The following is a 23,101-nucleotide window of genomic DNA, read 5'->3' on the forward strand; positions in this document are numbered from 1 at the left end:
AACAGTATTAACATGAAAAATACAACATTCAAAATATTTGCTGCATGTTTCCTGCTGGTATTCTCGATATCGGGCTGCCAGAAAGGGGAACTTGATAAAAACCCGAATGCAGGCAACGCCAATTCGATAGTTCCGGTTTCGTTGATCTTAAACCACCTTACAGCTACTTTTATCAGAAGCGAAGAAATGCCTTTTGCCAGTAGTGATTATATTCCGTATAAGTCAAGCCAGTTTCAGGTATCTAACTATGCCAAATACTGGGCTACCAATGAGGATACATGGTCATACAGCGCTCATAGCTACGATATGCTGAAATATGCTATACAGTTAGAAATACAGGCCACAAGCCAGGTTGGCGCTAATAGTAAATATGCCGCGGTTGCCAAATTTTTCCGCGCTTATTCTGCTATATGGCTTTCACAGCGTGTAGGTGATATACCAATGTCACAGGCCGGTGATCCTCAAAAATATCCAACTCCTGTGTTTGATAAACAAAAAGACATTTATAAAAATTCGCTTCAATTATTGGAAGAAGCCAATGTAATTATGAATGCAACAATAGCCGGTATACCAGGTGCCGTATTTGATAGCGGTGATATTTTCGGATTAACAAATCAGCAATGGCAAAAATTGATCAACACTTACAGGTTAAGGGTTTTAATAAGCCTTAGCAAAAGAGCCGATGATAATGCCGACCTTAATATCAAAAACCAGGTAGCAACTATTATTGGTAATGCCACAACTTACCCTATTATGATTGCCAACAGCGATAATATGGTTTATAAGTTCGTAGCTTCTAACCAGTATCCTCCTTTTGCAACCGGTAACGACTCGTACAACAATTTCCAGAACGTTGGTAAGCCTGTACTTGATATTACTACATCAACTAAAGATCCGCGTACTTATTTAATAGCCAGCCCTATTACATCAACAGATGTTGCTTCACCGGATGTTACGTCATTCAGCAATTATATAGGCGCAGACCCGGGTACAGCTTTGGCCACATTACAAAACACTGCCGGAAAATACTCCGCATTTAACGGCGCACGCTATTTCAGAAGCAATTTAGGTACAACTGCCGAGCCTTTTATTTTCATAGGTTATCCTGAAATGTGTTTTAACATTGCAGAAGCCATCAACAGGGGCTGGGTTCCTTCACTTTCAGCAACTGATGCTAAAACGTGGTATGATAAGGGTATTGCGGCATCGTTTTCAAACTTCGGTTTAAATGTTACTTCAAACGCTACTTTAACCATCTCTGATGCAGGAGGTAAAACCTTGGGTACTGTTAATACAGATAATGCTGCCTTTTTGGCTAACGTAGCTTATAACACCGGTAATTCAACAACAGCACTTTCGCAAATATTGCAGCAAAAGTATATTGCCTTGTTTATGAATTCGGGCTGGGAAGCTTATTTAAATCATCGCCGTACCAACCTGCCTGCCTTTAGTGAAGGCGGTGTAGGTATAGGAACCATAGGTGGTAAACTGCCGCGCCGCTGGTTATATCCTTTAGATGAGATAAACGCTAATAATGTTAATTATCAGGCGGCCATACAAAGTCAGTTTGGTGGTGCAGAGGACGTGTTCAAAGACATCTGGTTAGTCAAATAAATTATTTAATAACTGTAAAACAGGGCTTGCCAAAACAAGCCCTGTTTTTTTAATTGATACAATATGAAAAAGGCCTTTTTATTATTAGTTATAGTAGCCTGTGTTACAACTGTATTTGCACAGGTGGCAGATAGCGCCAAACGCCACGTAATACTTAACGGTGCTGCTAACTTCAGAGATTTGGGCGGCTACAAAACAAAAAGCGGAAAAACGGTTAAGTGGGGTAAGGTTTACCGCAGTGCTGATATAAGCAAACTAAGCGAAGCCGACCTTGCTGCGCTAAGTGCCAGAAAAATTACTTATGATGTTGACCTGCGCGGGCGCGAAGAAGCACAGGAAGCGCCTGATAAACTTAACCCGGGGGTTGATTATGTTTTATGCCCTGCCGGTAGCGATAGCATCAATATTAAAATGCGTAAAATAATGATGGCGCCTAATGTAAACGGCGACTCGGTGATGATCAATTTTTATAGCAACACCAATTACCTTGCAGACAGGTATACACCGTTCTTTAATAAGCTTTTATTGGTTCCGGACGATCAAAGTTTACTGTTTCATTGTACGGCGGGTAAAGACCGCACCGGTATAGCAGCAGCTTTGTTTTTATACAGTCTTGGTGTACCCTACAAAACTATTGTTGCCGATTATGTTGCTACAGATTATTATCGCCAGGCAGATAACGCACGTAGCGTAAAAGCCATGTCGGCAATGCATATTGATCCGAGTGTTGCAACATCTATGCAAAGTGCAAAAAAGGAATACCTTGATGCAACGTTTGCGGCTATCAATAAAAAGTATGGTTCGGTAGATAACTTTTTAAAGAATCAATTAAAGTTGGATGATAAACAACTAACTGTTTTAAAAAGCAAGTACTTAGAATAGTATAAACGGAAAGAAGTGGCCGGCCACTGAAGCTGATCCTGATATTACATAAGCGCTTATTTAAAATATTTAAGATTCGGCTTTAATTATTTGTGAACTTATGATATATTTGCGACCCGAACGGGGGATTAGCTCAGCTGGCTAGAGCGCTTGCATGGCATGCAAGAGGTCATCGGTTCGACTCCGATATTCTCCACAATTCAAAGATCACCTGCATGCATTTGCAGGTGATTTTTTTGTTAAATAAAACAGCCCCGAACCTTACAAGGCCCGGGGCTGTTTTGGTATTAGTATTATTTACTAAAATCTGTAATTAACTGATAAGCGGAAGTTTCTCGGGGCTTCTGCCTGGTAGTAGTATGATGATAGGTAGGTATAGTACGAACCGCTGTAAAGGTATTTATCCAAAATGTTGAAAACGTTACCTGCTACCCTAATCTTGCCATTATCCCAAAATAAGCCACCATCAAGTTTAAAATACGTAGGCAATTTTTGCTGGCCTTCAATAAATGTATCATTAGTGTGGCGATCACCATAATAAGTAAAACCACCCGCGATTCCTGAATTTTTTAATACGCCGTTACGCAGTTTATAGGTTAACCATGCATTGGCAACATGTTTTGCATAAGCAGGTACGATATCGCCTTTTTTCATGCCGGTGCTTTCTGTTACCCCCGGTGCCACCTCAATTATTCTTGAATCGGTTAGGGCATAGTTAGCGGTAAGGTCTAAGCCCGGTAATAATTCGCCGCGAAGGTCAAACTCGATACCTTTTGCTCTTTTTTTACCGAAAACAATGCTCAGGCCTTCGTTAGGGCCTGCGGTAGGGTCGCTGGTAAGTTCGTTATTTTTGGTGATGCTATAAACCGATACGGTAGTATTCCATTTACCATCTGCCCAATCTTTCTTAATACCAAACTCAATATTGCTACCGGTCAACGGTTTTACGGTACCGGTTCTTAATTTGCCGGATTGAGGCACAAATGCCTGATCGTACAAACCGTAAACAGATGTTTGCTCGTTAATAGAATAGCTTACGCCCACACGCGGAGTAAAATGTTTGGCCTCATCTTCTGAGCCAAAGCTGGCTTGTTTTACGTAGGTATAACGGCCTGCAAGTGTAAGGCGTAGTTTATTATCCAAAAAGCCAAGTTCATCTTGTATATATAAACTTGAATATTTCGAATCAATAATACCAAAACCAGCCGCGGCCCTGGTGTTTAAATCCTGACTGCGATCGTATACCGGGTAACCGTTTGATGGTGTACCGTTGTTGGGGTTTTGCGGATCGAACATTTGATCCTCAGTATCTAAAGCGAAAGTTTGGGCATAGTCGGCAGCGTATTTTTTATTTGCAGCATCAACACCTGCCAAAATTTTGTGTGTAATAAAACCGGTAGTAACCTTACCGTTAACAAATATTTGACCCAATTTCATGGTGCTTTTAGCCTCCCATATACCGGCATTGCGTATATACCGGCTATCAGGCGCAACAGTATCGGCCCACATTGAGGTACCATCCTGATGGTAGTTATAATAAGCAGCTTGTGTTGTAAGTTTCCAGTTGCTGCTTAACTGGTTTTGCATATTAAGGGTAAAGCTATGGTCGTTAATTTTAGTAGTGGGTAAATCAGGAGGGAGGGGAGAAAAATTGCGCGGTAAGGCAGCATAACCTTTAGGGCTGAATACATAGTATGAACCAACGTCAGAAGTATTGGCGCGTTGATAAATGTATTCGGCGGTAATTTTGGTTTTGTCATCAACTTGGTATGATAGCACCGGAGCAACGCTGTAGCGATCGTTAAACTCGTTGGCGCGGAACGATTTCTTTTTTTGTGCTGCCAGGTTTAAGCGATATAGTAATTTACCATTCTTACTCAGCTTGCCATCAAGATCTGCAGTAGCGCGGTAAAGGTTAAAGCTACCTGTTGTAAAACTAACCTCGCCTTTAGTTTCGCCGGTAGGTTTTTTGGTAACCACGTTATATAAACCGCTCGGGTCGCCGTTTGAAAGCATGAAACCCGACGGGCCTTTCACAAACTCGATATGATCAACAAAGCTCATATCCTCAGTAAGTGGTCCCCAAAAAGAGCTCACTACGTTAAAGCCATTACGGAAAGCCTGGATCTGCGAACCGCGCATGTTGATGTTGGTATACAGATCGCCCCAGTGCTCTAAACGTACGGCGCCGCTCACGTTACGGATAAGACCATCGCTTAAGCTGATGATCTGCTGCTCTTTAAGCGCCTGGGTAGATACTACCTGTATATTTTGCGGTATCTCTATCAATGGCTCCTGCAAGCGTAATGATTGCGATGGATTATCCATTTTGATGCGGTTGCTGTGCGAGTTAACTATTACTTCCTGTAATTGCGAGGTGTTAATATCCAAAACAAAATTAAGTTCGGTGTTTTTACCTGCGGTAACAGTAACCTGCTGCTCTTGTGGAGTTAGGTTCACCGCGCTCACGCTAATAGTATAAGTTCCCGGTTTTAGCCTTGTTAAGCGGAAGTGGCCTTTATCATTAGTTAGTGTACCATCGGCAGAGCCTTTTACACCAACGGTTACATATGGGGCCGCGCTACCTTCGCGGGTGGTTACCTCGCCACTAACAGTACCATTTTGCTGTTGGGCAAAAGTGCTGTATCCGAGTACGATGGAAATAAAAAGAGTAAGGAGTTTTTTCATGCAATTTTGAATTATTCTAAATAATGCAAAGAAACACGAAAAATACATCCTCACCAAACTTTATTTAGATTTAGTATAAATAGTGAAAAGTGTGCGAAGTGGGATTGTTTTGCGGCTTTTTTTATAGAAGCAAACACTTATTGATATGCCTTAGGTTGTATGAGTGCATTTGTGTTTAGCTGAAAATGCTTGCTTTCGTGCAAAACATGTGCTGTTAGAGTAAATAAAGATTACTTCTGATAAACCCTCACATAATCTATTTCATATCGCCGCGGGAAGGTGGTATCCGACGGATCACCGCCATTATCGCCGCCGATGGCGAGGTTTAGTAGTATGTAATGCGGCTGCTTGAAAGGGTTAAAGTTGCTTCCATCGGTATTTACAAGGTCTTTGAGTTGTACACGGTTTAATAGCTGATCGTCAACATACAAACTGATCGCGGTTTCATCCCAGTCCATACGCCAAATATGGAATTTCTTGTTCCAGTTAGGGCCGAAGCTTTCAAGCGGTTTGCTGTTGCTATACCACTTCGCTTTCCATTGGGTATTGGTGCCGCAGGCAATATTGGCCAGCAGCATATCGCGGTAATACTCCATAATGTCTATCTCGCCGTTTGATGGCCAGGGCTTATCGATGCCCAGCGTCCAAAAGGCGGGCCACAAGCCTGCATCGGTTTCTATTTTGGCGCGCATCACAAACCGGCCATATTGCCAATGGTGCTTGCCGTTAGTATTGATACTGGCCGATGTATAAGTGATCAGCTGCCGGTTGGTTTTCCAGTTGGTGCTGTTGGGTACATAATCAGGGTTAGGGCGGCTCTCTTTGCGGGCCTCTATAATCAACGATCCATTTTTACAGAAAGCGTTTTGCGGCTGGTACCATTGCGTTTCGTTATTGCGTACAAAGCCGTTCTCAAATTGCCAAGCGGTACTGTCGGGCACGCCGGTTTTGTTAAATTCATCGGCCCATATCAATTTATAGCCATCGCGGGCAAAGGTATCTTTAGCGGCTTGTGCATGAGCAACACCTACGTAAAGGGTAAGCAATATGCAGATGAGAAAAGTCGGTGTTTTCATTCCGGTAGTAATATAAAACAGATTTACCAGCTTAATTGATTTACCAGCTTAATTTTAGTAAGGATATGCCCTGCCTTGGCAGTGTGATTTTTATAGCTAAGTTACCATTAGTTGCTTTCCTGTTTTCAACTTCGCCGATGGTTTGTAACTGACCGGCCTTTTCCAATTCAGTAATTTGGGCTGCCGTTGGCTCTTTGGGCGATCCCATCTTTTTCCATACTTCGTAGGAGTTGCTGTGTGTTTGATCTATCCTGTACTGGATGATCTTTATCGTTTTTTGGGGCAGGCCTTTTACGGTAATTTCTATAGGTTCGCCATCTGTTTGTATATCATCATCGTGGTAGTTCCAAACCATTATACCTGCCGAATTCTTGTCTTTCGATGCTAATGCGCCAATGTCGGTATTAACTGCCCGCACGCCCGAATCAATAATTTGGTTTACGCTGTACATGCGTTTGCTTTCTGCCTTTATACGGTCGCCGGTCATCATGCCCAGCATCCGGAAAACGTTGAGCACCGGTTTATCCACACCATTGGTAGCCAAATCGCGGAAACCGAAAAACCAGGGCTGGTCTTCAAACTCGAACGACCATGATACCGCCCCCAATAAATTCACCTGCAACGAGTCGGCCAGTAAATATTTACGCGCGAAAGATGCCGCCGTATAACTCGAATACATGGTGCCGTTGCGATAAGCATTCTCGGGGTTGGTAAACATACCACAGGCCGCGCAACCTTCCGGGTCCGATTCGCCTATTACTATTGGCAGGTTTTTAGTTTGCGGATATGAGGCCACAATTTTAAAACCTTCGGCAATATCTTTCAGCTGCGTGCCCATGTTCATGCGCACGTGACCGTCTTTTAAACGGGGCTGCCCTTTGGCATGGAATGATATTACCTCCAGCGGTGTGCCCACTTTGCCGGTAGCGTAATTGGTATCTGCAATACAATGTTTAATAAATGCCCGCAAAAACTTCATCCCGCCCGGACTTGAGCCCCCTGCAATTTCGGGGCCGCCAATACGGGCGGTGGGCAAGGCACGTTTTAGGCCATGGGCAGCATAATCATACAGTTTAAAAAACTCTTGCATGGTGCCTTTCCAGTAGCCAATGTTAGGCTCGTTCCATACTTCCCAATACCAGCTTTCTACCTCTTTTTTGCCGTAACGGCTCACCGAGTGTTTCACCCATTGATAAACCAGTTCTTCCCATTTATTATAATCTTTTGGCGGATACGTCCAGCCGGTATACACATCGTTATAGTTGTCGCCGGGTTTCCAGTAATGGCGGTATGGGGTAGGGCGGGTTGACAGCGCCTCGGGCATAAAGCCAATTTGCGCGTAGGGTTTCATACCCCGCTGTATATAGGCATCAAAAATACTATCCACAATATGCCAGTTGTACATGGGCTTGCCATTGGCATCTTCGGTGTAAGCGTTGGTTGATCCCCATTTCAAAGCGGCCTTGCCATCCCCGCTGGTGAGCAGGTTATGCACGCGCATATACACAGGTGTAGGGCTTAGCTTTGATAGTTCGGTTAACAGTTTCCGGCCATCTTTCATGTAGGTGTAATTAGGCTCATCGTGCCCGAACCATGCCCAAAACGGGTACATGGTACCTGTTTTACTGTTCAGATCGACCGATATAATAGCCGGTTGTGTGCTGCCCGACTGTGCATGCGCGCGGTTAAACAACAATGCAAGCACAATGGATAATGAAATCGCTTTCAAAAACTGCATAATAATACTATTAATAATAAATACCCTGATGAATGTTAAGCCGCTATTGATCTGCTTTTTAAAATGCATAAATGGCGGTCGCTTAGAAAGTTTATAATTGTAAAAATAACAATTAAATAACGCCTTGCAATAGCCCCGGTCAATATATTATGTAAAGAAAGTATGACGGTAGTATCCCGTTGATAATGAGTAGCGAGAATAGTATGGCTCACGTGAATTTGTGTCAGTAATACCCACTTTTGTATAAATTATGCAGCCTGCCGCGATATAGTTTTGTGATGTAAATTAAAACACAAAAAAATGTCAAAAATAATTTTAGTTACCGGTGCTTCGAGAGGTTTCGGTAAACTATGGGCCGAGGCCTTGTTACAACGCGGCGATAAAGTAGCTGCCACTGCCAGAAATTTAGATACGCTGAACGACCTGGTTGAAAAATATGGAGATGCCGTATTGCCTATTCAATTAGATGTTAACGACCGCGAAGCCGGGTTTGCCGCGGTAAACAAAGTAAACGCGCATTTTGGCCGTATAGATGTACTTATTAACAACGCGGGTTATGGCCTTTTCGGCGCTATTGAAGAAACAACAGAAGAGCAGGCCCGTGCTCAAATGGAAACCAACTTTTTCGGTTTGCTTTGGTTAACGCAAGCGGTGCTGCCAATTATGCGTGCGCAAAAAAGCGGTCACATTATACAGGTATCAAGCTTTTTAGGTTTGGCTACGCTGCCGGTGCTTGGCTTATACAACGCCTCAAAATTCGCGGTAGAAGGTTTAAGCGAAACATTATCGCAAGAGGTGAAAGATTTCGGGATCAATATTACGCTTATTGAGCCTAATGGTTTTTCAACCGATTGGTCGGGTGCGTCAGCATTTCAAACAGAGGCTACCGAAACTTACGCGCCAATTAAAAAGGCCTTTATGGAAGGAGCTACGCCAGATACCTGGGGTAAACCCGAGGCTACAATTGAGCCGGTGCTGAAAATTGTTGATAGCCCTAACCCTCCATTGCGGTTGCTGTTGGGTAAAATAGCTTATCCGGCTGTTAAGGCGCTTTATGAAAGCCGTTTGGCATCGTGGGATGAGTGGAAAGAGGTATCAGCCGCGGCTCACGGTCACTAAGTAAATATTACAATAGTACAATAATTCGCATCGCATTCCTGCCTACATTAGCAGGAGTGCGATGTATTTTAATTTTAAGCAGATGAAGCATTATAAAAGTTTAATAGAGCTGCACCGTGAGAACGGTTTTACCCCGCCAGAGCACCCGCTGATCAGCCTGTATCATTGTAACAATACCTGCTCACTGGGCGACCGTGAGTTTACCACCGATTTTTATATGGTGGGTTTTAAAAAGCTTAAATCGGGCATTATTAAATATGGCCGTACCAAGTACGACCACGAAAGTGGTTACATGCTGTTTGTAAAGCCACGCCAGGTTATTGAAATGAAGGACTTGCATTTTGAAGAAAACGGCTTCCTGATCTTTTTTCATGAAGACTTTTTGAACGGGCATACCCTGCATAATGAAATAAAGGATTATCATTATTTTGATTACGAAACCAACGAGGCGCTGCACTTGTCGCCAAAAGAGGAACAGATAGTTTGGGGCATATATAACGCGCTGCAAACCGAATACGAAAACAACCAGGACGAGTTTAGCCGCGAACTGATGCTGACCAACATCGGCACCATGCTTAAATACGCGCAGCGCTTTTACAAAAGGCAGTTTATAAACCGTACCGATCTTTCGGGTAAGACAGTGTCGCGGTTTAACGATGTGCTTACTAAATATTTTAAGCAAGATCAATTACAACTTAAAGGCCTGCCCTCGGTAAATATGATGGCCGACCAGTTGAATATTTCGCCACGATATTTGAGTGATTTGCTAAAGCAGGAAACCGGAAAAACAGCAATCGAACTTATCCATATTTTCCTGATCTCCGAAGCCAAGAACCTGCTAAGAAGTGCCGATCAATCTGTAGCGGAAATAGCTTATTACCTTGGGTTCGAAAATATGTCGTACTTCTCGCGGCTGTTTAAACAGGAGGTAGGTGTGAGTCCTGTGCAGTTTAAGAAGCAGCAATTGAACTGATGTTTATATGATTGTGCAGTGGGAACGGGATTTTGTCATTGCGAAGAAATGAAGCAATCCTGTCACGTTTTAGCTTTCTTTATAAATCGCGTCATTGCGAGGAACGAAGCAATCTCTACTTAGGGTGAGCTTGTGCTGTAATCAACGTTCGTCTGCTCATTGCCGCAGGGGCTACTACTTTTGGCTATGCCCCAAAAGTAGCAAAAACGCAAGTCCAGCAAAAAGGCTTCTTTGCCGGACGAGGCCATTGCCCTGCAAAGCGGCCAGAACTTGGGGCTGGAACTTTTGCCCCGCCGCTCATTTTCTACCCGCATGCAACAAGTCCCTATGCCCGCCTTTGCGCTCTTGGCCTGCACAGTTCTGCCCGCTTTCGGCCGAAGCTGCTTTGCTGACGGTAGGAGCTCCTCTGCTACCTGCCATCATGAACTTTTCAGCTTTGACAACTTTTTAAAAGTTGTCAAAGCTCACCGATTGAACGTAAACTACTTCGCTGTCGCGAGTTTAGCGTAGCGTAACTCGTGACACAGCATGGCCGGAGCTTTCAGCTCCCGCTTACACGCACTACGTTAACCGACTTAAACCCGGGAGTAGAGGATACCGGCCTGCGGTTAAGACCTTGTGCGCGTATGAGCGGATCACGGGGCTGTTTTGACAAATTATCATAGGCATTGATTTTCTGATCTCTATTATACGATTCTTTAATTCTGATCATTTGTCACCTTATTTAATCAAAAATAATTAAATAGTACTATGTATTGTATAGTACCATGTTTTATATTAGCTTTGTATGCCCGGATAGTTCGGGTTAATTAATACTTATAATTATGCGGACTCATTATTTACTTTATACAGGCATTACGTTGCCGGTCATCTTTTGGGTAAGTACCGTTATCGGGGGCTTTATCCATGGTAATTACAACCATTTAAGCGGCACCATCAGTCAGCTTGGTGCATTAAGCAGTTGCTCGCATGTGTTCATGACCACCTGCACAGCCATTTGCGGTGCACTAAGCATCTGTTTTGTAATTGGGGTTTACCAGGCTTGCCGGCAAATGGGTATAAACATTGCACCCGTGTTTGGTATGTTAGCTGTGCCAGTTATGTTTTTGTGGGCGGCCGCATTTCCGTTGGGTAACCCGCTGCACGCGGTGATGGGGCCGGTAATTTTGCTGCTTTATGTTGGTATCCTGATCTCCGCTTTTGTGTGGCGAGGTATGGCATTGCAGCAATTTCGGTTGATCTCTGTTATTAGTCTGCTCATCTTACTGCTCATTTTTTTACGCTTTATACCGGCAGTACAAAACCATTACCCGGGCCTGGTGCAACGCTTTGTGCATTTCGGGTGGTCGTTTTGGTTTGTATCAGTAGCCATTACTTTCAACAGGCTTTTAAGCACAAACTATACTATCAATAATTTAAAATCTTAATAATCATGAAAAAACTACACGTATTTATTATGGTGATCTGCCTGTTGGCCATTACCACCTCATGCCATCGTGGCAACGTAACCAGTATTACCAGCAATGCCGATGGCTACAAAACCAAAATTGAATATTCGGGCCGTATTGTTTTTAATGAGGAGAAAACCGCTATCGCGGATATGTCGCCCAACAGCTACCTTAAATACGACGAAGATGGCAAAGAGCTTACCGCCGAAAGCGACTCGAAAAGTCGCATTATTTACGTAATTGACGGCAAGGTTAAAAACGGCAAGCTTGACGAAGCCGACCAGGAATTTTTAAGCCATGCCATCAAGATCATTACCAAACAACAGGCTAAACTGAAAGCAGGGAAATAAATTCAAAAGTTAAAATTCAAAAGTCAAAACCTTGAACCCGAATACTAAGGTTTTGACTTTTGAATTCCTGTGTTTTATATCACTTTTTGCTTTAAGCGTAAATAGTTATCTTTGCCGCTCATTTAACACTGTTTGCAGCAGTATCAATGTATTTTATGGCAAAATATAACACAATACTATACTATTGTTATTCAACAATAGCCGAAGGCGAGCAATTTGCGGCCGATCATCTTAAATTTTGTAAAGGACTTGGCTTAACCGGCCGTATCATTGTGGCCGACGAAGGCCTGAATGGTACCGTATCGGGCACCGAAGAAGCTTGTAAAGCTTATATGGAAGCAGTGCATGCTGATGAACGCTTTGCCAAAACAGAGTTCAAGGTTGACGAGGTGGATACCCCTTCGTTTGTAAAAATGCACGTTCGTTATAAATCGGAAATTGTACACTCGGGGCTGCGCGATCCTAATATGATCAATCCGCAAATTCAAACAGGGAAACACCTGGAACCTGTTGATTTTATGGCGATGAAAGACCGCGACGATGTAGTGATACTCGACGTACGTTCAAACTACGAGCACTCTTTAGGTAAGTTTAAAAACGCGGTAACACTTGATATTGAGAACTTCCGCGATTTCCCAGCCAAAATAAACGAACTGGCCCAATACAAGGATAAAAAAATACTTACCTATTGCACCGGTGGCATCAAATGCGAAAAGGCATCAGCCTTATTACTACACGAAGGCTTTACCGATGTATATCAGTTGCATGGCGGTATCATCAAATACGGTAAAGAAGCCGGCGGTAAAGATTTTGACGGCAAATGCTATGTTTTCGACAACCGCCTGTCGGTTGATGTAAACAGCGTGAACCCGGTGGTAATTTCTACCTGCTTTAACTGCGGTACAGTGACACATAAAATGATCAATTGCGCCAACCCCGAGTGCAATGAGCATTTTACCCAGTGCGATGCCTGTGGCGAAAAACTGGATGGCTGCTGCTCTGATGCCTGCCAAAGCCATCCGCGTAAGCGTGTTTATGATGGTACAGGTTACTATGTAAAAGTGCCTCAACCGGTAAATGTTAAGAAGGATAAATTGGAATTAGCAGAGTAAATAACTTAAAAAATGCCGTTGCCTTTTCCTCGCAATGGCGTTTTTTATAGAGGTATGCCATCACGCGACGAAGCAATCTCGTCGTGTTTTGTGCTTACTCTAAAACCACCATCGTCATTGCGAGGAACGAAGCAATCTCTACTTAGGATGTGTTTGTGCTGTAATCAACGTTCATCTGCTCTTGGCCGCAGGGGCCCATTACTTTTGAGCACAAAAGTAACAAAAGGCTTGTCCAGCAAAAGGCTTCTTGCCACACAGGCCTTCCCCTGCAAAACGTGCAGAACTTAGGGCTGGAACTTTTGCCCCACCACGCTATCCCTGCCCACATGCAACAAGTTCACTATGCCCGCCTTTGTGCTCGTGGCCTTCAACGTTCTGCCCGTTTTCACCCGAAGCTCTTTGCTGACGGGAAGAGCGAGACTTACTTATCACTAATAAACCACATACCAGGGCGCATCCAGCAATCCCTTCTTGAGCTCTACGTTTACATCTTCATCAACATCAACGCTGTTGTACATGTCCTGGCTTACGGTTTCGTCTTTGCTTTCGTGGTTTGGCCCCCAGGGAGCCAGTTGCAGGTGATAGGTAGTGCTTTTGCCACGGTGTACACTTTTATCGAGCACTTTGGCATGGTAATATTCCGGGGCAGATTTATCGAAGGTGGTATTGATAAGCGCGGTAGTGACAAAGCTGTAAACATATATCAGGATGATGCCAACGATAAGTCCGGCTTTTTCGCCCTTAAAATCAAAGAAAGGGGCACCCATTAACAATGCCACAATAAGGGCTATGAATACACCACCCGAAATCAGCAGCAGGTTTTGGTAAAGCAAAATATCGAAATCAAATATACACCTGAAAACCAACGCTATGGTAGGTGCCAAAAAAGCGATTAATAACGATGGGTGCGCCGAATTTTTCTTACTGTCAAATTTGATGAGTCCGTTGCTTGTTTTAATCGCCACTAAAGGGATCAGCGGGAATACTATGCCTATCACAATAGCCAATAAATAAGGTTTGGTGTAAAAACCTATCCATAACGCTATCACTATTCCGGCTATGTTAATAAAGCGGGCTAATGTTTTGGCTTGTTCAAGCTTACTAATGCGATCTTCATCGCTGTAACCGTAATCTGTGTTACTTAGTATAGCTTGGCGCTCTTGCTCGTATTCTACCACATCAAGATTAATAAAGTTTTGGCTAAGCCATTCCTTCAAGGCTTTTACTTTACCTGTATTTTCTGATATGATTATTTTGCGACTACTGCTTTTTGAGCGGATATAGATATTCTTGTTATCCTTATTAAAACCCTTAACATCATCAAAATGAATTTCCTTTTGCCCGAACAGGGTATTACGAATGAAACTTTGTTGGGTAATGATCAACTTTTCGCGAATTATCCATAACAGCAATAAAAGAAAACCGGCTGCACCGAAAATCGAAAAAACGATCATTCCTGCGGGGCTAACGGCACCCTTTCCGCCATCAATTATCAGCCATAAAAAACCGGCCACCATAATTACGGAGAACGTGATGCCCAAAATTTTCAGGCCGATGGGTGCGGCATATTCTTGCTTCGGTGGTAAGGTGGGTTGCATGTTTTAATCGTTAAATAAACAGCCTAAATGTAAACACTTTTCAGGTTTTTATAAAACAAAACCGGGATGTTTCGTCACCCCGGTTCTATATAAATTTAGCGATTAACTTACCAGATCATACTCACCTTTACCCCATCAGGGTTGTTATCAAAGCCTAAAAAGTAAGTTTTTGAGGCCGCATCCCATGAACTGTTGATATCCGTTACAGGTTTGCCCTTGCTGTCGGTAACCTTAACTGTAAGCGGTATCGATGGCATGTATATGCGCATGGCATTTAAGGTTTTAATGGGGCTTTTGGCAATAAAAGTGTAGTTGTTATCCTTATTTTCTTCTTTGTAGATCCTTGCCGCCGTAGCTACCACCTGCGGTATTTTCTTATTTTCTATACGGCTCACATTGTACAGGTAAGCCTGCTCGCCGGGTTTGACCACCTTTTCAGTAAGTACAGGCAATTGCGGGTCGAACAGGTCGATCACCGGGCCGTAAATGGTAAGCGGTTCGGCATCTACACTTTCATCCATCACGGCAGCTATGTCATAAGCGCCGCGTTCAAGGTACAGGCTGTTCTTCAGTTGCAGTTCGCCGCCTTTGGCTTCTTTTTCGTAGGCTTGTTTTACGGTTTCAAGGTAACCTGCTCCACCATTCTTCTGCATTACAAATTCTTTAGGGTTCTTCCGGATGACGTGTACCATACCCTTACCTACCTTAAAGCTACCGTCGTCGGTTAATGATGGCTCAATATTGAGCAGCTTGAACAAATGCTCTGATGGCGCTTTAAAGCTGTTATCCTTGGTATCCCACCATTCCATTACGGTTTGGAACGGATCGTTATCCCTGCCGCAATAGATTAGCACGCCACCTTTGCGCACCCAGTCGGCAATGTGCTGGTGTACTTCGGCGGCATGAGGTTTCATGTTAGAGTAGCTTACCACCAGCACTTTAATATCCTTCAGCGTGTTCGGGTATTGCAGGTTTTCCATGTGCACGGTTTGCACCGGTACGCCACGTTTAAGCAGCGGCATGGCCTGCCCGTAAAAGTTAGCGAAGTAAGGATCATCATAGCCGTTATGCGACGGAAAATTCTGGAACATCAGCGAATTACTCATCAGCACCCCGATGCCGTTAACCCCGCTCACCTTATTAACCGAAACGGGTATATTATTCAGCGAGTTTACCATCACCTGCATTTGGGTGGAGTAATATTTAGGTATCAGCACCCGCTCGTTAGTGTTGGGCATTTTGTAGGTATGGGTATAAATACGCTCGGGCCATGGCATTACCTCGTAGTCGGCCACTGTGGGGTATAGCAGCTTGGCTATAAAGGTAGCCTGGTAGTTGCGTTTATAGTCGGCCCAGTCACGGGCACGGTCTTCAATGGGGTCTGTCAGAAAGAAGAGCTTACGGTTGGTAGGCGCCGTCATTGATACCATGGAACCATACTCCAGAAAGGCATTCTCAAACACGCGTTCTTTGGCGGTTCCTTCATAAAATACCGGTTCGCGGCTGGTACCTGTCCATACCTGGGCTATGTAGCCATCAATGCCTGGCAATGAGGCCAGGCTGGCCTCCGGACTAACAATATGCCACGATGAATAGTTAACCAATGAATGCGTTGGGATATAAACGCGCACCTTTAAACCCTTCGATTGGCCGTACTCCTTGGCATAGTTGGAAACCTCCTTTATAGCGTTATAAAACAGCTGGTATTTCAGTTTATTGGAGAGGTAAGTATTCTCGGGCGAGAGGTGCTGCGCGCGCCACTCGAAACCGTAAAATTTTTGCCATTCCTCTTTAAAGGCTTCACCATAACCACCGCGTGCCCAAAATTCAGGCTCTTCAAGGTAGATGGAAGTGATACCGGCATCAATCACCTTTTTTATAACGGCCGTTTTCATGTAATCAATAAACGACTGTACCGGCACCACATAAGGGATATTGCGGCCATGCCATATAGTATCGCCTTTCATGTTCACCTGGCCTATGCCAAGGTGGTTCTTGCCATCCCACTTACCCAAAAAGTAATCGGGATACTGGCCCCAGGCAATGCCGGTCATAAAATCGGTTTGATAACCGCGGTCGCGCCACGATTTTACGCGTTGCTCAAAGGTCATATCGTCATGATCATTCGCCCCATACACAATGGCAATGTCTGATCGTACGTCTATCTCGGGCCGCCACGAACTACCGGTTTGAAAAGCGGTTTTCTCTTTGGCCGCCCCGGGCGTTTTTTTTGCAGATTGGGCATAACCTGCCAATGCAACAACTGTGCAGCAGGTAAATAGTAGCGTAGTCTTTTTTATCATAACAAATTACTGATCAAAAATAATTAAGCGTTAACCCACCGCACAAATTTCATCCATTAAAAAAACCAATATTGGCAGCAACATTGGTTTAAATAGTGTCAAAAAAAATAAGCACCCGTTTTTGGCGGGTGCTTATGGTATGTTTTATTTACTGTCTGACAGTGAGAAAGGGAAATCAGCAGCGCTGATACCTCTTTGTTTGTTTGGTGCAGGAGCCATATTAAAGTTAATAACACCACCCGCTTGCAGCGCTTTGTGGCTAAACCAGTTTTGGCTGTATGGCTTGCCGTTAACCGTAACGCTGTTAATGTATTTATTGGCAGCACTGTTGGTTGGCGCGTTTATTACCACTGTTTTACCGTTCTCTAATGATAGGGTAAGTTTTTTAAACAGCGGCGTACCAATTACATACTGATCGCTTGCAGGGCAAACCGGGTAGAAACCCATTGCCGAGAATACATACCAGGCTGATGTTTGGCCGTTATCCTCATCACCGCAATAACCATCAGGAGTTGCTTTGTACAGTTTGTCCATCACTTCGCGAACATGCAGTTGTGATTTCCATGGCTCACCTGCGTAGTTGTACAGGTAGGTCATGTGTTGTATAGGCTGGTTACCGTGCGCGTACTGACCCATGTTGGCAATTTGCATCTCACGGATCTCGTGGATAACGCCACCGTAGTAGCTATCGTCAAATACCGGTGGTACGGTAAATACTGAATCTAATTTAGCTATGAATTTTTTATTGCCGCCAATTAGGTTGATCAGGCCTTTCATATCATGAAATACCGACCAGGTGTAGTGCCAGCTGTTACCTTCGGTAAAGGCATCGCCCCATTTAAGTGGGTTAAACGGTTTTTGGAACTGACCATCTTTGTTTTTGCCACGCATAAAACCGGTTTCTTTATCAAACAGGTTAACGTAGTTTAAGCTGCGTTTTTTGAAGATAGCGATCTCTGATTCCGGTTTGTTCAGCGCTTTACCTAATTGGTAAATAGCAAAGTCGTCATAAGCATACTCTAAAGTACGGGCAGCATTTTCGTTGATATCAACATCATAAGGCACATAACCTAATTCGTTGTAGTATTTAACACCTTTACGGCCTACGGCAGATATTGGGCCTTCGTTGTTAGCGCCATGTACTACGGCTTCATAAAGTGTATTGATATCATAACCACGGATACCTTTTATGTAAGCATCAGCTACTACCGAAGCAGAGTTGTTACCCACCATAATATCGGCATAACCAGGGCTCGACCACTCGGGCAACCAACCACCTTCTTTGTAGTCGTTGATCAGGCCTTCCTGCATTTCTTTGTTTATTGAAGGATAAACCAGGTTCAGGAACGGATACAATGCACGGAAGGTATCCCAAAAACCGGTACCTGCAAACATATAACCCGGCGCGGTATTACCTGTGTAAGGGCTATAGTGTACAATTTTGTTGTTGGCATCAAACTCGTACAGTTTGTTAGGGAAAAACAGCATGCGGTATAAGCATGAGTAGAAAGTACGGGTTTGGTCAACTGTACCGCCTTCAACATTGATGCGGCTTAAAGTTTTGTTCCAGGTTGCTTTCGCTTTTGCTTCGGTAGCGTCAAAGCTATCGCTTGCCAACTCGCGTTTCAGGTTAATTTCGGCTTGCTCAATGCTGATGAAAGATGAAGCAACACGCAGGTTAACTTTTTCGCCCAGTTTGGTTTTGAAACCGATAACCGCTAAAGCGTGATTAGTAGTAACTTCTAAACCTTCGGCTAAGGTAGTGTCTTGGTAAACCTTTGATGTTTCAATAGCTTTATCTACATAAATTACGAAGTAGTTTTTGAAGTTTTTAAGCGGACCGCGGGCATATTTGGTTGAGTAACCAACAATCTTTTTTTCGCCCGGGATAACTTTGATATATGAACCTCTATCGAACGCATCAATAACGATAGCCGACAGCTCATTTTTAGGATAAGTGATCCTGAATTGAGCGGCACGTTCTGTTGGGGTGATCTCGGTAGTTACATCATGATCGGCCAGGTAAACGCTGTAGTAGTAAGGTTTTGCAACCTCAGCTTTATGCGAGAACCAGCTTGCGCGTGAGTTTTGGTTGGGCTTTAAGTTACCAACGATAGGCATGATAGAGAACTGACCGTAATCGTTCATCCATGGTGATGGCTGGTGAGTTTGTTTAAAGCCGCGTATTTTGTGCGCATCGTAAGTATAGGCCCATCCGTCGCCGTTTACACCGGTTTGCGGAGTCCAGAAGTTCATGCCCCATGGCACAGCTACTGCCGGATAAGTGTTACCGTTTGACAGGTCGGGCTTTGAGTCTGTACCCATTAGCGGGTTTATCCACTCAACAGGGTCCGTTATTTTACCTACCTGTTGTGCGTAGCCTTTAAAGCATAACGACACGAACAGAATAATAAAGATTTTCTTCATGATTAATACTGGGTGATTTTGTTGCTTAACGTTTAATTGTATCTATGTTTTTATAGTACCTGATGATAATGTTTTGCGATTTAGCAATTTTACTTGTATTATGCTATAAAGATTTTAAAAATAAGCAAAAAACAGGCATTTCGGCGCTGCTAAATCATTTACCTGCGAATGCAAAACTGCATAAAACTACTCTTTTTTTAGCAATTACCAGCCGCTTATTGAGCTATAAGCCCAACACCACGTTTTTGTATTAGGATTGATACAAAAAAGAAGATCAGAAATAGGTTTGCCTCACCCAACTCTCTCCATAGGAGAGGGCTATATATTTTTTATGTAAGCCTCCTTTATGTCAGCAAACAGCTTCGGGCGAAAACGGGCGGAACTGCGGAGGCCTAGTGCGCAAAGGCGGGCATAGGAACTTGTTGCATGTGGGCGGGGATAGCGCGGCGGGGCAAAAGTTCCAGCCCCAAGTTCTGCACGTTTTGCAGGGCGTGGCCTTGTGCGTAAGAAGCCTTTTGCTGGACAAGGGTTTTGTTACTTTTGCCCCCAAAAGTAATGGGCCACTGCGGCCAAGAGCAGACCAACGTTAACTTAGCACAAACACATCCTAAGTAGCAATTGCTTCGTACCTACAAAAAACTGTCATTCTGAATGTTTGAAGAATCTTCTTCGCTATGCTTATCTGCGATAGATGCTTCGTTCCTCAGCATGACAGTGTAGAGGGGGTATAAGCCATCGTCATTTTACCTTCATAGTCCAAAAAAAATAAAATTCGCGCAATGACGATGGTTTATATAGCAAGCACAAAACGCGACGAGATTGCTTCGTCGCGTTTTGACAGGCATCTATAAAAACGCCCCTTTATATATTATTATTTCGGATTATTGATAAGTGCCCTATCCAAATGTACATAACCGCCATCGATATGGAATAACTGCCCGGTAGTATGGCTTGAGCGCTGCGACAGTAAGAATACCGCCATATTGGCTATTTCTTCGGCAGTGGTCATGCGGTTTTCCAATGGTATTTTAGCGGTGATCTCTTTTAACTTTTGTTCGGGATCACTCAGGGTATTGATCCAGGTTTCGTAAAGCGGTGTCCAGCACTCGGCAACTACGATGGCATTTACCCTGATGCTGTATGGCAACAACTCTACCGCCCATTCGCGGGTAAGGCCGTTACGCGCGCCGTTAGCAGCGGCATAGCCGGATGTACCGCCCTGCCCTGTTTCGGCAGTTTTTGAGGCGATGTTTACGATAGCGCCCTTGCTTTCCTTTAAAGCAGGTAAGGCATGGTGGGCCATCAGGTAATAATGCACCAGGCTTTTGTGCAGGCTCTCGATAAACTGCTCGTAACCGCCGCTCTCTAAACCTACGCCATCATTTACCCCGGCATTGTTCACCAAACCATCGATGCGGCCAAATTGAGCAAGTACCGCGTCTACCGCGTTTTTGCATTGGTCGGCCTGCGTTAGTTCGGCAGCTACCTGGTATACGTTAAAGCCGCTGCCTTGTAATTCGGCAAGCAGTTTGTTGTTGTCTTTTTCGTTACGGCCAACAATAACCGGTATAGCGCCTTCCTGCGCAAGCAGTTTCACAATACCTTCGCCAATACCTTTAGCGCCGCCGGTAACTATAATAACTTTATCCTTTAATAACAGATCCATACAATAATTTTATAATGAAACCCCTCTTTTCCATGGGATAAAATCATCCTGACCTAACTGCACTGATTTAGGTGTGCTGTAACCGCTGGCCACATCTATCACATAATTTAAAATACGTTCGGCGTTTTGTTTTATCGTTTCGGTGCCCTCTATAATGGTACCGCAATTTATGTCAATAATATCGGGCATTCTGATACTTAATGCCGTGTTGGTTGATAGTTTTATTACCGGCGTTACCGGGTTGCCTGTTGGCGTACCCAAGCCGGTAGTAAACAATACAATGTTAGCGCCCGCCGCTACTTCGGCCGTAGTGCTTTCCACATCACTGCCGGGGGTACATAACAGGTTAAGGCCGGGTTTGGTTACCTTTTCAGGATAATCAAGCACGGCGGTCACCGGCGATGTACCGCCTTTTTTGGCTGCGCCTGCCGACTTAATGGCATCGGTAATTAAACCATCTTTAATATTGCCCGGCGATGGGTTAGCGTAAAAACCCGATCCACCCTGTTCGGCTAACGCGTTATAATCCGTCATTAACTGCATAAAGCGGTTGGCGGTTGGCACATCGATGCAACGATCGCTCAATTGCTGCTCTACGCCGCAAAGCTCGGGGAACTCGGCCAGTATTACCGAACCTCCCATGGTTACCAGCATATCCGACAGGTAACCCAACGCTGGGTTTGCCGAAATACCCGAAAACCCATCAGAACCACCGCACTCCAACCCTATACATAGTTTTGACAAGGGCGCGGGTGTGCGTTCGGTACGATTAGCCTCTATCAGTCCGGCAAAGGTTTGCTTGATGGCTTCCTGCAATAATTTCTTTTCGGTACCTAATTTTTGTTGTTCAAGTATTATCAGCGGTTTGCTGAAATTGGGGTCACGCTTCGCGATCTCATCCTGCATTATACCGGCCTGCGCATGCTGGCAACCTAAGCTTAGTATGGTAGCGCCTGCCACGTTGGGGTGGGTAATATAACCGGCTATCAGTCCGCAAAGGGTATCCGAATCGAGCCGGGTACCGCCGCAGCCCATATCATGGTTCAGGAATTTGATCCCATCTATATTTTTGAACAGCCTTGCCGATGCGGGAGTGTCCGCGGCAGCCTCGATATCTGTTTGAAGGATCTCTTCAACCGAATGACCTGTTTGGTATAAACCGATCAGGTTATCAATATCGTACTCGTATTTTTTAGGTTTTTTGTAGCCCAGTTTATCGTTAAGCGCTTCTTTCAGCGTATCAACATTACGGTTTTCGCAAAATACGAGGGGCACCACTATCCAGTAATTGGCCGTACCTACCGAACCATCTGCACGGTGATAGCCCAAAAATGTTTTATCGGCATAATTACTTACATCGGGGCGCTCCCACTCTAAATGGCGCTCCCCCAAATGGAAGCCGTCAGCAGCGTGGTGTATGTTGTTTACAGTAATTCCACCCCCTTTTACAATGGTGCTATTAGCCTTACCCACCAGTACGCCATACATGTAAATGGCATCGCCCTCGGCAAGCTCGCTTATGGTGAATTTATGCTTGGCCAGTACCCTGTCAACCAGCGGAAAGGTATCGCCATTAAAAGTAATGAGGGTTCCCGGCGCGAGGTCCTTCAAGGCTACCAGCACATTATCGGCCGGGTGTATCTGTAAAAAGGTTTCTTGTGAAGCAGCAGGTATTTCCATTACAATTCAAATATTTTATCCATTAGCACCCATTTTTCTCCGGCAAGCGCGTTTTTAACCGGCTGCTGGTACTTCCACATCAGGGTTTCCCACTCCTGCACTTTAGCATTAGCTGCATCGGCGGCACCTTTTTTTTCAAAGCTGAAATCGTCGTTAACCTCCATGATCATAAACAGGCGCACATCAAAACGGTAGATCTCCATATTGGTGATACCCGAATCAATTATAGACGCGCGAATTTCGGGCCATATACTTACGTGATATTGCTCGTATTCGGCTATAAGTGCCTGATCATCTTTCAGATCGAGCGTTAAACAGTATTTCTTCATTTGTTACCGGGTCGGGCTAATTGGCGCGTTAAAAATCACTTTATGCATTTAGCATACATAAACAACCAAAATAAAGGTTTTATAGCGCGTTTATATTT

17 protein-coding genes and 1 tRNA gene are annotated in these 23,101 nt (G+C 44.2%); 8 read left to right on the top strand and 10 right to left on the bottom strand.

All coding sequences use genetic code 11. The features are described 5' to 3' along the window. Positions 1 to 12: 12 nt before the first annotated feature. From ABD894_RS09225 to ABD894_RS09235, 3 genes are all read left to right on the top strand, one after another. The gene (locus ABD894_RS09225) at positions 13 to 1,614 is read left to right on the top strand and encodes a SusD/RagB family nutrient-binding outer membrane lipoprotein (RefSeq protein WP_345210726.1); all 1,602 of its coding nucleotides are present in this window, start codon (positions 13 to 15) and stop codon (positions 1,612 to 1,614) included. A gap of 63 nt (positions 1,615 to 1,677) precedes the next feature. Then, entirely contained in the window at positions 1,678 to 2,496 is an 819-nt protein-coding gene (locus ABD894_RS09230) for a tyrosine-protein phosphatase (RefSeq protein WP_345210727.1), read from the top strand. A 122-nt stretch (positions 2,497 to 2,618) separates the two neighbouring features. Then, positions 2,619 to 2,692, top strand: a tRNA-Ala gene (locus ABD894_RS09235). A 104-nt stretch (positions 2,693 to 2,796) separates the two neighbouring features. Here ABD894_RS09235 and ABD894_RS09240 read toward each other — a convergent pair. From ABD894_RS09240 to ABD894_RS09250, 3 genes are all read right to left on the bottom strand, one after another. Then, positions 2,797 to 5,184, bottom strand: coding sequence for a TonB-dependent siderophore receptor (locus ABD894_RS09240; RefSeq protein WP_345210728.1), 2,388 nt, complete (start codon positions 5,182 to 5,184; stop codon positions 2,797 to 2,799). Between the two features lie 230 nt (positions 5,185 to 5,414). Next, on the bottom strand, positions 5,415 to 6,260 hold the full coding sequence (locus ABD894_RS09245; protein ID WP_345210729.1) for a glycoside hydrolase family 16 protein: 846 nt from the start codon (positions 6,258 to 6,260) through the stop codon (positions 5,415 to 5,417). 40 nt (positions 6,261 to 6,300) lie between these two features. Further along, positions 6,301 to 8,067 carry a GH39 family glycosyl hydrolase gene (locus tag ABD894_RS09250; protein WP_345210730.1) on the bottom strand — a complete coding sequence of 589 codons (1,767 nt, stop codon included), beginning with the start codon at positions 8,065 to 8,067 and terminating at the stop codon, positions 6,301 to 6,303. A 231-nt stretch (positions 8,068 to 8,298) separates the two neighbouring features. Here ABD894_RS09250 and ABD894_RS09255 point away from each other — a divergent pair, with 231 nt between their 5' ends. Beyond that, positions 8,299 to 9,117, top strand: a complete 819-nt coding sequence (locus ABD894_RS09255; protein WP_345210731.1) for an SDR family NAD(P)-dependent oxidoreductase — start codon at positions 8,299 to 8,301, stop codon at positions 9,115 to 9,117. An 82-nt stretch (positions 9,118 to 9,199) separates the two neighbouring features. Further along, positions 9,200 to 10,090, top strand: a complete 891-nt coding sequence (locus ABD894_RS09260) for a helix-turn-helix domain-containing protein (protein ID WP_345210732.1) — start codon at positions 9,200 to 9,202, stop codon at positions 10,088 to 10,090. A gap of 541 nt (positions 10,091 to 10,631) precedes the next feature. Here the strand turns inward: ABD894_RS09260 and ABD894_RS09265 are convergent. Then, a complete protein-coding gene (locus ABD894_RS09265; protein ID WP_345210733.1) occupies positions 10,632 to 10,802 on the bottom strand; it encodes a hypothetical protein in 171 nt (56 codons plus the stop codon). Between the two features lie 112 nt (positions 10,803 to 10,914). Here ABD894_RS09265 and ABD894_RS09270 point away from each other — a divergent pair, with 112 nt between their 5' ends. The 3 genes from ABD894_RS09270 (at position 10,915) to trhO (ending at position 13,000) form a co-directional block, all read left to right on the top strand. Continuing rightward, positions 10,915 to 11,517 (top strand): DUF998 domain-containing protein, encoded by a 603-nt coding sequence (locus ABD894_RS09270; RefSeq protein WP_345210734.1) that lies wholly within the window; start codon positions 10,915 to 10,917, stop codon positions 11,515 to 11,517. A gap of 5 nt (positions 11,518 to 11,522) precedes the next feature. Further along, on the top strand, positions 11,523 to 11,888 hold the full coding sequence (locus tag ABD894_RS09275) for a hypothetical protein (protein WP_345210735.1): 366 nt from the start codon (positions 11,523 to 11,525) through the stop codon (positions 11,886 to 11,888). A gap of 155 nt (positions 11,889 to 12,043) precedes the next feature. After that, positions 12,044 to 13,000 carry an oxygen-dependent tRNA uridine(34) hydroxylase TrhO gene (trhO, locus tag ABD894_RS09280; RefSeq protein WP_345210736.1) on the top strand — a complete coding sequence of 319 codons (957 nt, stop codon included), beginning with the start codon at positions 12,044 to 12,046 and terminating at the stop codon, positions 12,998 to 13,000. Positions 13,001 to 13,431: 431 nt separating this feature from the next. Here trhO and ABD894_RS09285 read toward each other — a convergent pair whose 3' ends face one another. The 6 genes from ABD894_RS09285 to ABD894_RS09310 form a co-directional block, all read right to left on the bottom strand. Beyond that, positions 13,432 to 14,598 carry a hypothetical protein gene (locus ABD894_RS09285; RefSeq protein WP_345210737.1) on the bottom strand — a complete coding sequence of 389 codons (1,167 nt, stop codon included), beginning with the start codon at positions 14,596 to 14,598 and terminating at the stop codon, positions 13,432 to 13,434. Positions 14,599 to 14,705: 107 nt separating this feature from the next. Further along, complete coding sequence (locus tag ABD894_RS09290; protein WP_345210738.1) at positions 14,706 to 16,901, bottom strand: hypothetical protein; 2,196 nt, start codon at positions 16,899 to 16,901, stop codon at positions 14,706 to 14,708. A gap of 144 nt (positions 16,902 to 17,045) precedes the next feature. Next, positions 17,046 to 19,328, bottom strand: coding sequence for a GH92 family glycosyl hydrolase (locus tag ABD894_RS09295; RefSeq protein WP_345210739.1), 2,283 nt, complete (start codon positions 19,326 to 19,328; stop codon positions 17,046 to 17,048). A gap of 871 nt (positions 19,329 to 20,199) precedes the next feature. Continuing rightward, on the bottom strand, positions 20,200 to 20,994 hold the full coding sequence (locus ABD894_RS09300) for an L-fucose dehydrogenase (RefSeq protein WP_345210740.1): 795 nt from the start codon (positions 20,992 to 20,994) through the stop codon (positions 20,200 to 20,202). A gap of 9 nt (positions 20,995 to 21,003) precedes the next feature. Beyond that, the gene (locus tag ABD894_RS09305; RefSeq protein ID WP_345210741.1) at positions 21,004 to 22,674 is read right to left on the bottom strand and encodes a UxaA family hydrolase; all 1,671 of its coding nucleotides are present in this window, start codon (positions 22,672 to 22,674) and stop codon (positions 21,004 to 21,006) included. Further along, positions 22,674 to 23,003, bottom strand: coding sequence for an L-rhamnose mutarotase (locus ABD894_RS09310; RefSeq protein ID WP_345210742.1), 330 nt, complete (start codon positions 23,001 to 23,003; stop codon positions 22,674 to 22,676). The genes ABD894_RS09305 and ABD894_RS09310 overlap by 1 nt, the downstream gene beginning before the upstream one ends. Positions 23,004 to 23,101: the final 98 nt, after the last annotated feature.

The sequence above is a fragment of the Mucilaginibacter gynuensis genome, assembly GCF_039541195.1.
GTDB lineage: Bacteria > Bacteroidota > Bacteroidia > Sphingobacteriales > Sphingobacteriaceae > Mucilaginibacter > Mucilaginibacter gynuensis.

Coding starts and splice junctions, on each gene's coding strand:
- ABD894_RS09225 (WP_345210726.1), top strand. CDS start 13: ATGAAAAATACAACATTCAAAATATTTGCTGCATGTTTCCTGCTGGTA.
- ABD894_RS09230 (WP_345210727.1), top strand. CDS start 1,678: ATGAAAAAGGCCTTTTTATTATTAGTTATAGTAGCCTGTGTTACAACT.
- ABD894_RS09240 (WP_345210728.1), bottom strand. CDS start 5,184: ATGAAAAAACTCCTTACTCTTTTTATTTCCATCGTACTCGGATACAGC.
- ABD894_RS09245 (WP_345210729.1), bottom strand. CDS start 6,260: ATGAAAACACCGACTTTTCTCATCTGCATATTGCTTACCCTTTACGTA.
- ABD894_RS09250 (WP_345210730.1), bottom strand. CDS start 8,067: ATGCATTTTAAAAAGCAGATCAATAGCGGCTTAACATTCATCAGGGTA.
- ABD894_RS09255 (WP_345210731.1), top strand. CDS start 8,299: ATGTCAAAAATAATTTTAGTTACCGGTGCTTCGAGAGGTTTCGGTAAA.
- ABD894_RS09260 (WP_345210732.1), top strand. CDS start 9,200: ATGAAGCATTATAAAAGTTTAATAGAGCTGCACCGTGAGAACGGTTTT.
- ABD894_RS09265 (WP_345210733.1), bottom strand. CDS start 10,802: ATGATCAGAATTAAAGAATCGTATAATAGAGATCAGAAAATCAATGCC.
- ABD894_RS09270 (WP_345210734.1), top strand. CDS start 10,915: ATGCGGACTCATTATTTACTTTATACAGGCATTACGTTGCCGGTCATC.
- ABD894_RS09275 (WP_345210735.1), top strand. CDS start 11,523: ATGAAAAAACTACACGTATTTATTATGGTGATCTGCCTGTTGGCCATT.
- trhO (WP_345210736.1), top strand. CDS start 12,044: ATGGCAAAATATAACACAATACTATACTATTGTTATTCAACAATAGCC.
- ABD894_RS09285 (WP_345210737.1), bottom strand. CDS start 14,598: ATGCAACCCACCTTACCACCGAAGCAAGAATATGCCGCACCCATCGGC.
- ABD894_RS09290 (WP_345210738.1), bottom strand. CDS start 16,901: ATGATAAAAAAGACTACGCTACTATTTACCTGCTGCACAGTTGTTGCA.
- ABD894_RS09295 (WP_345210739.1), bottom strand. CDS start 19,328: ATGAAGAAAATCTTTATTATTCTGTTCGTGTCGTTATGCTTTAAAGGC.
- ABD894_RS09300 (WP_345210740.1), bottom strand. CDS start 20,994: ATGGATCTGTTATTAAAGGATAAAGTTATTATAGTTACCGGCGGCGCT.
- ABD894_RS09305 (WP_345210741.1), bottom strand. CDS start 22,674: ATGGAAATACCTGCTGCTTCACAAGAAACCTTTTTACAGATACACCCG.
- ABD894_RS09310 (WP_345210742.1), bottom strand. CDS start 23,003: ATGAAGAAATACTGTTTAACGCTCGATCTGAAAGATGATCAGGCACTT.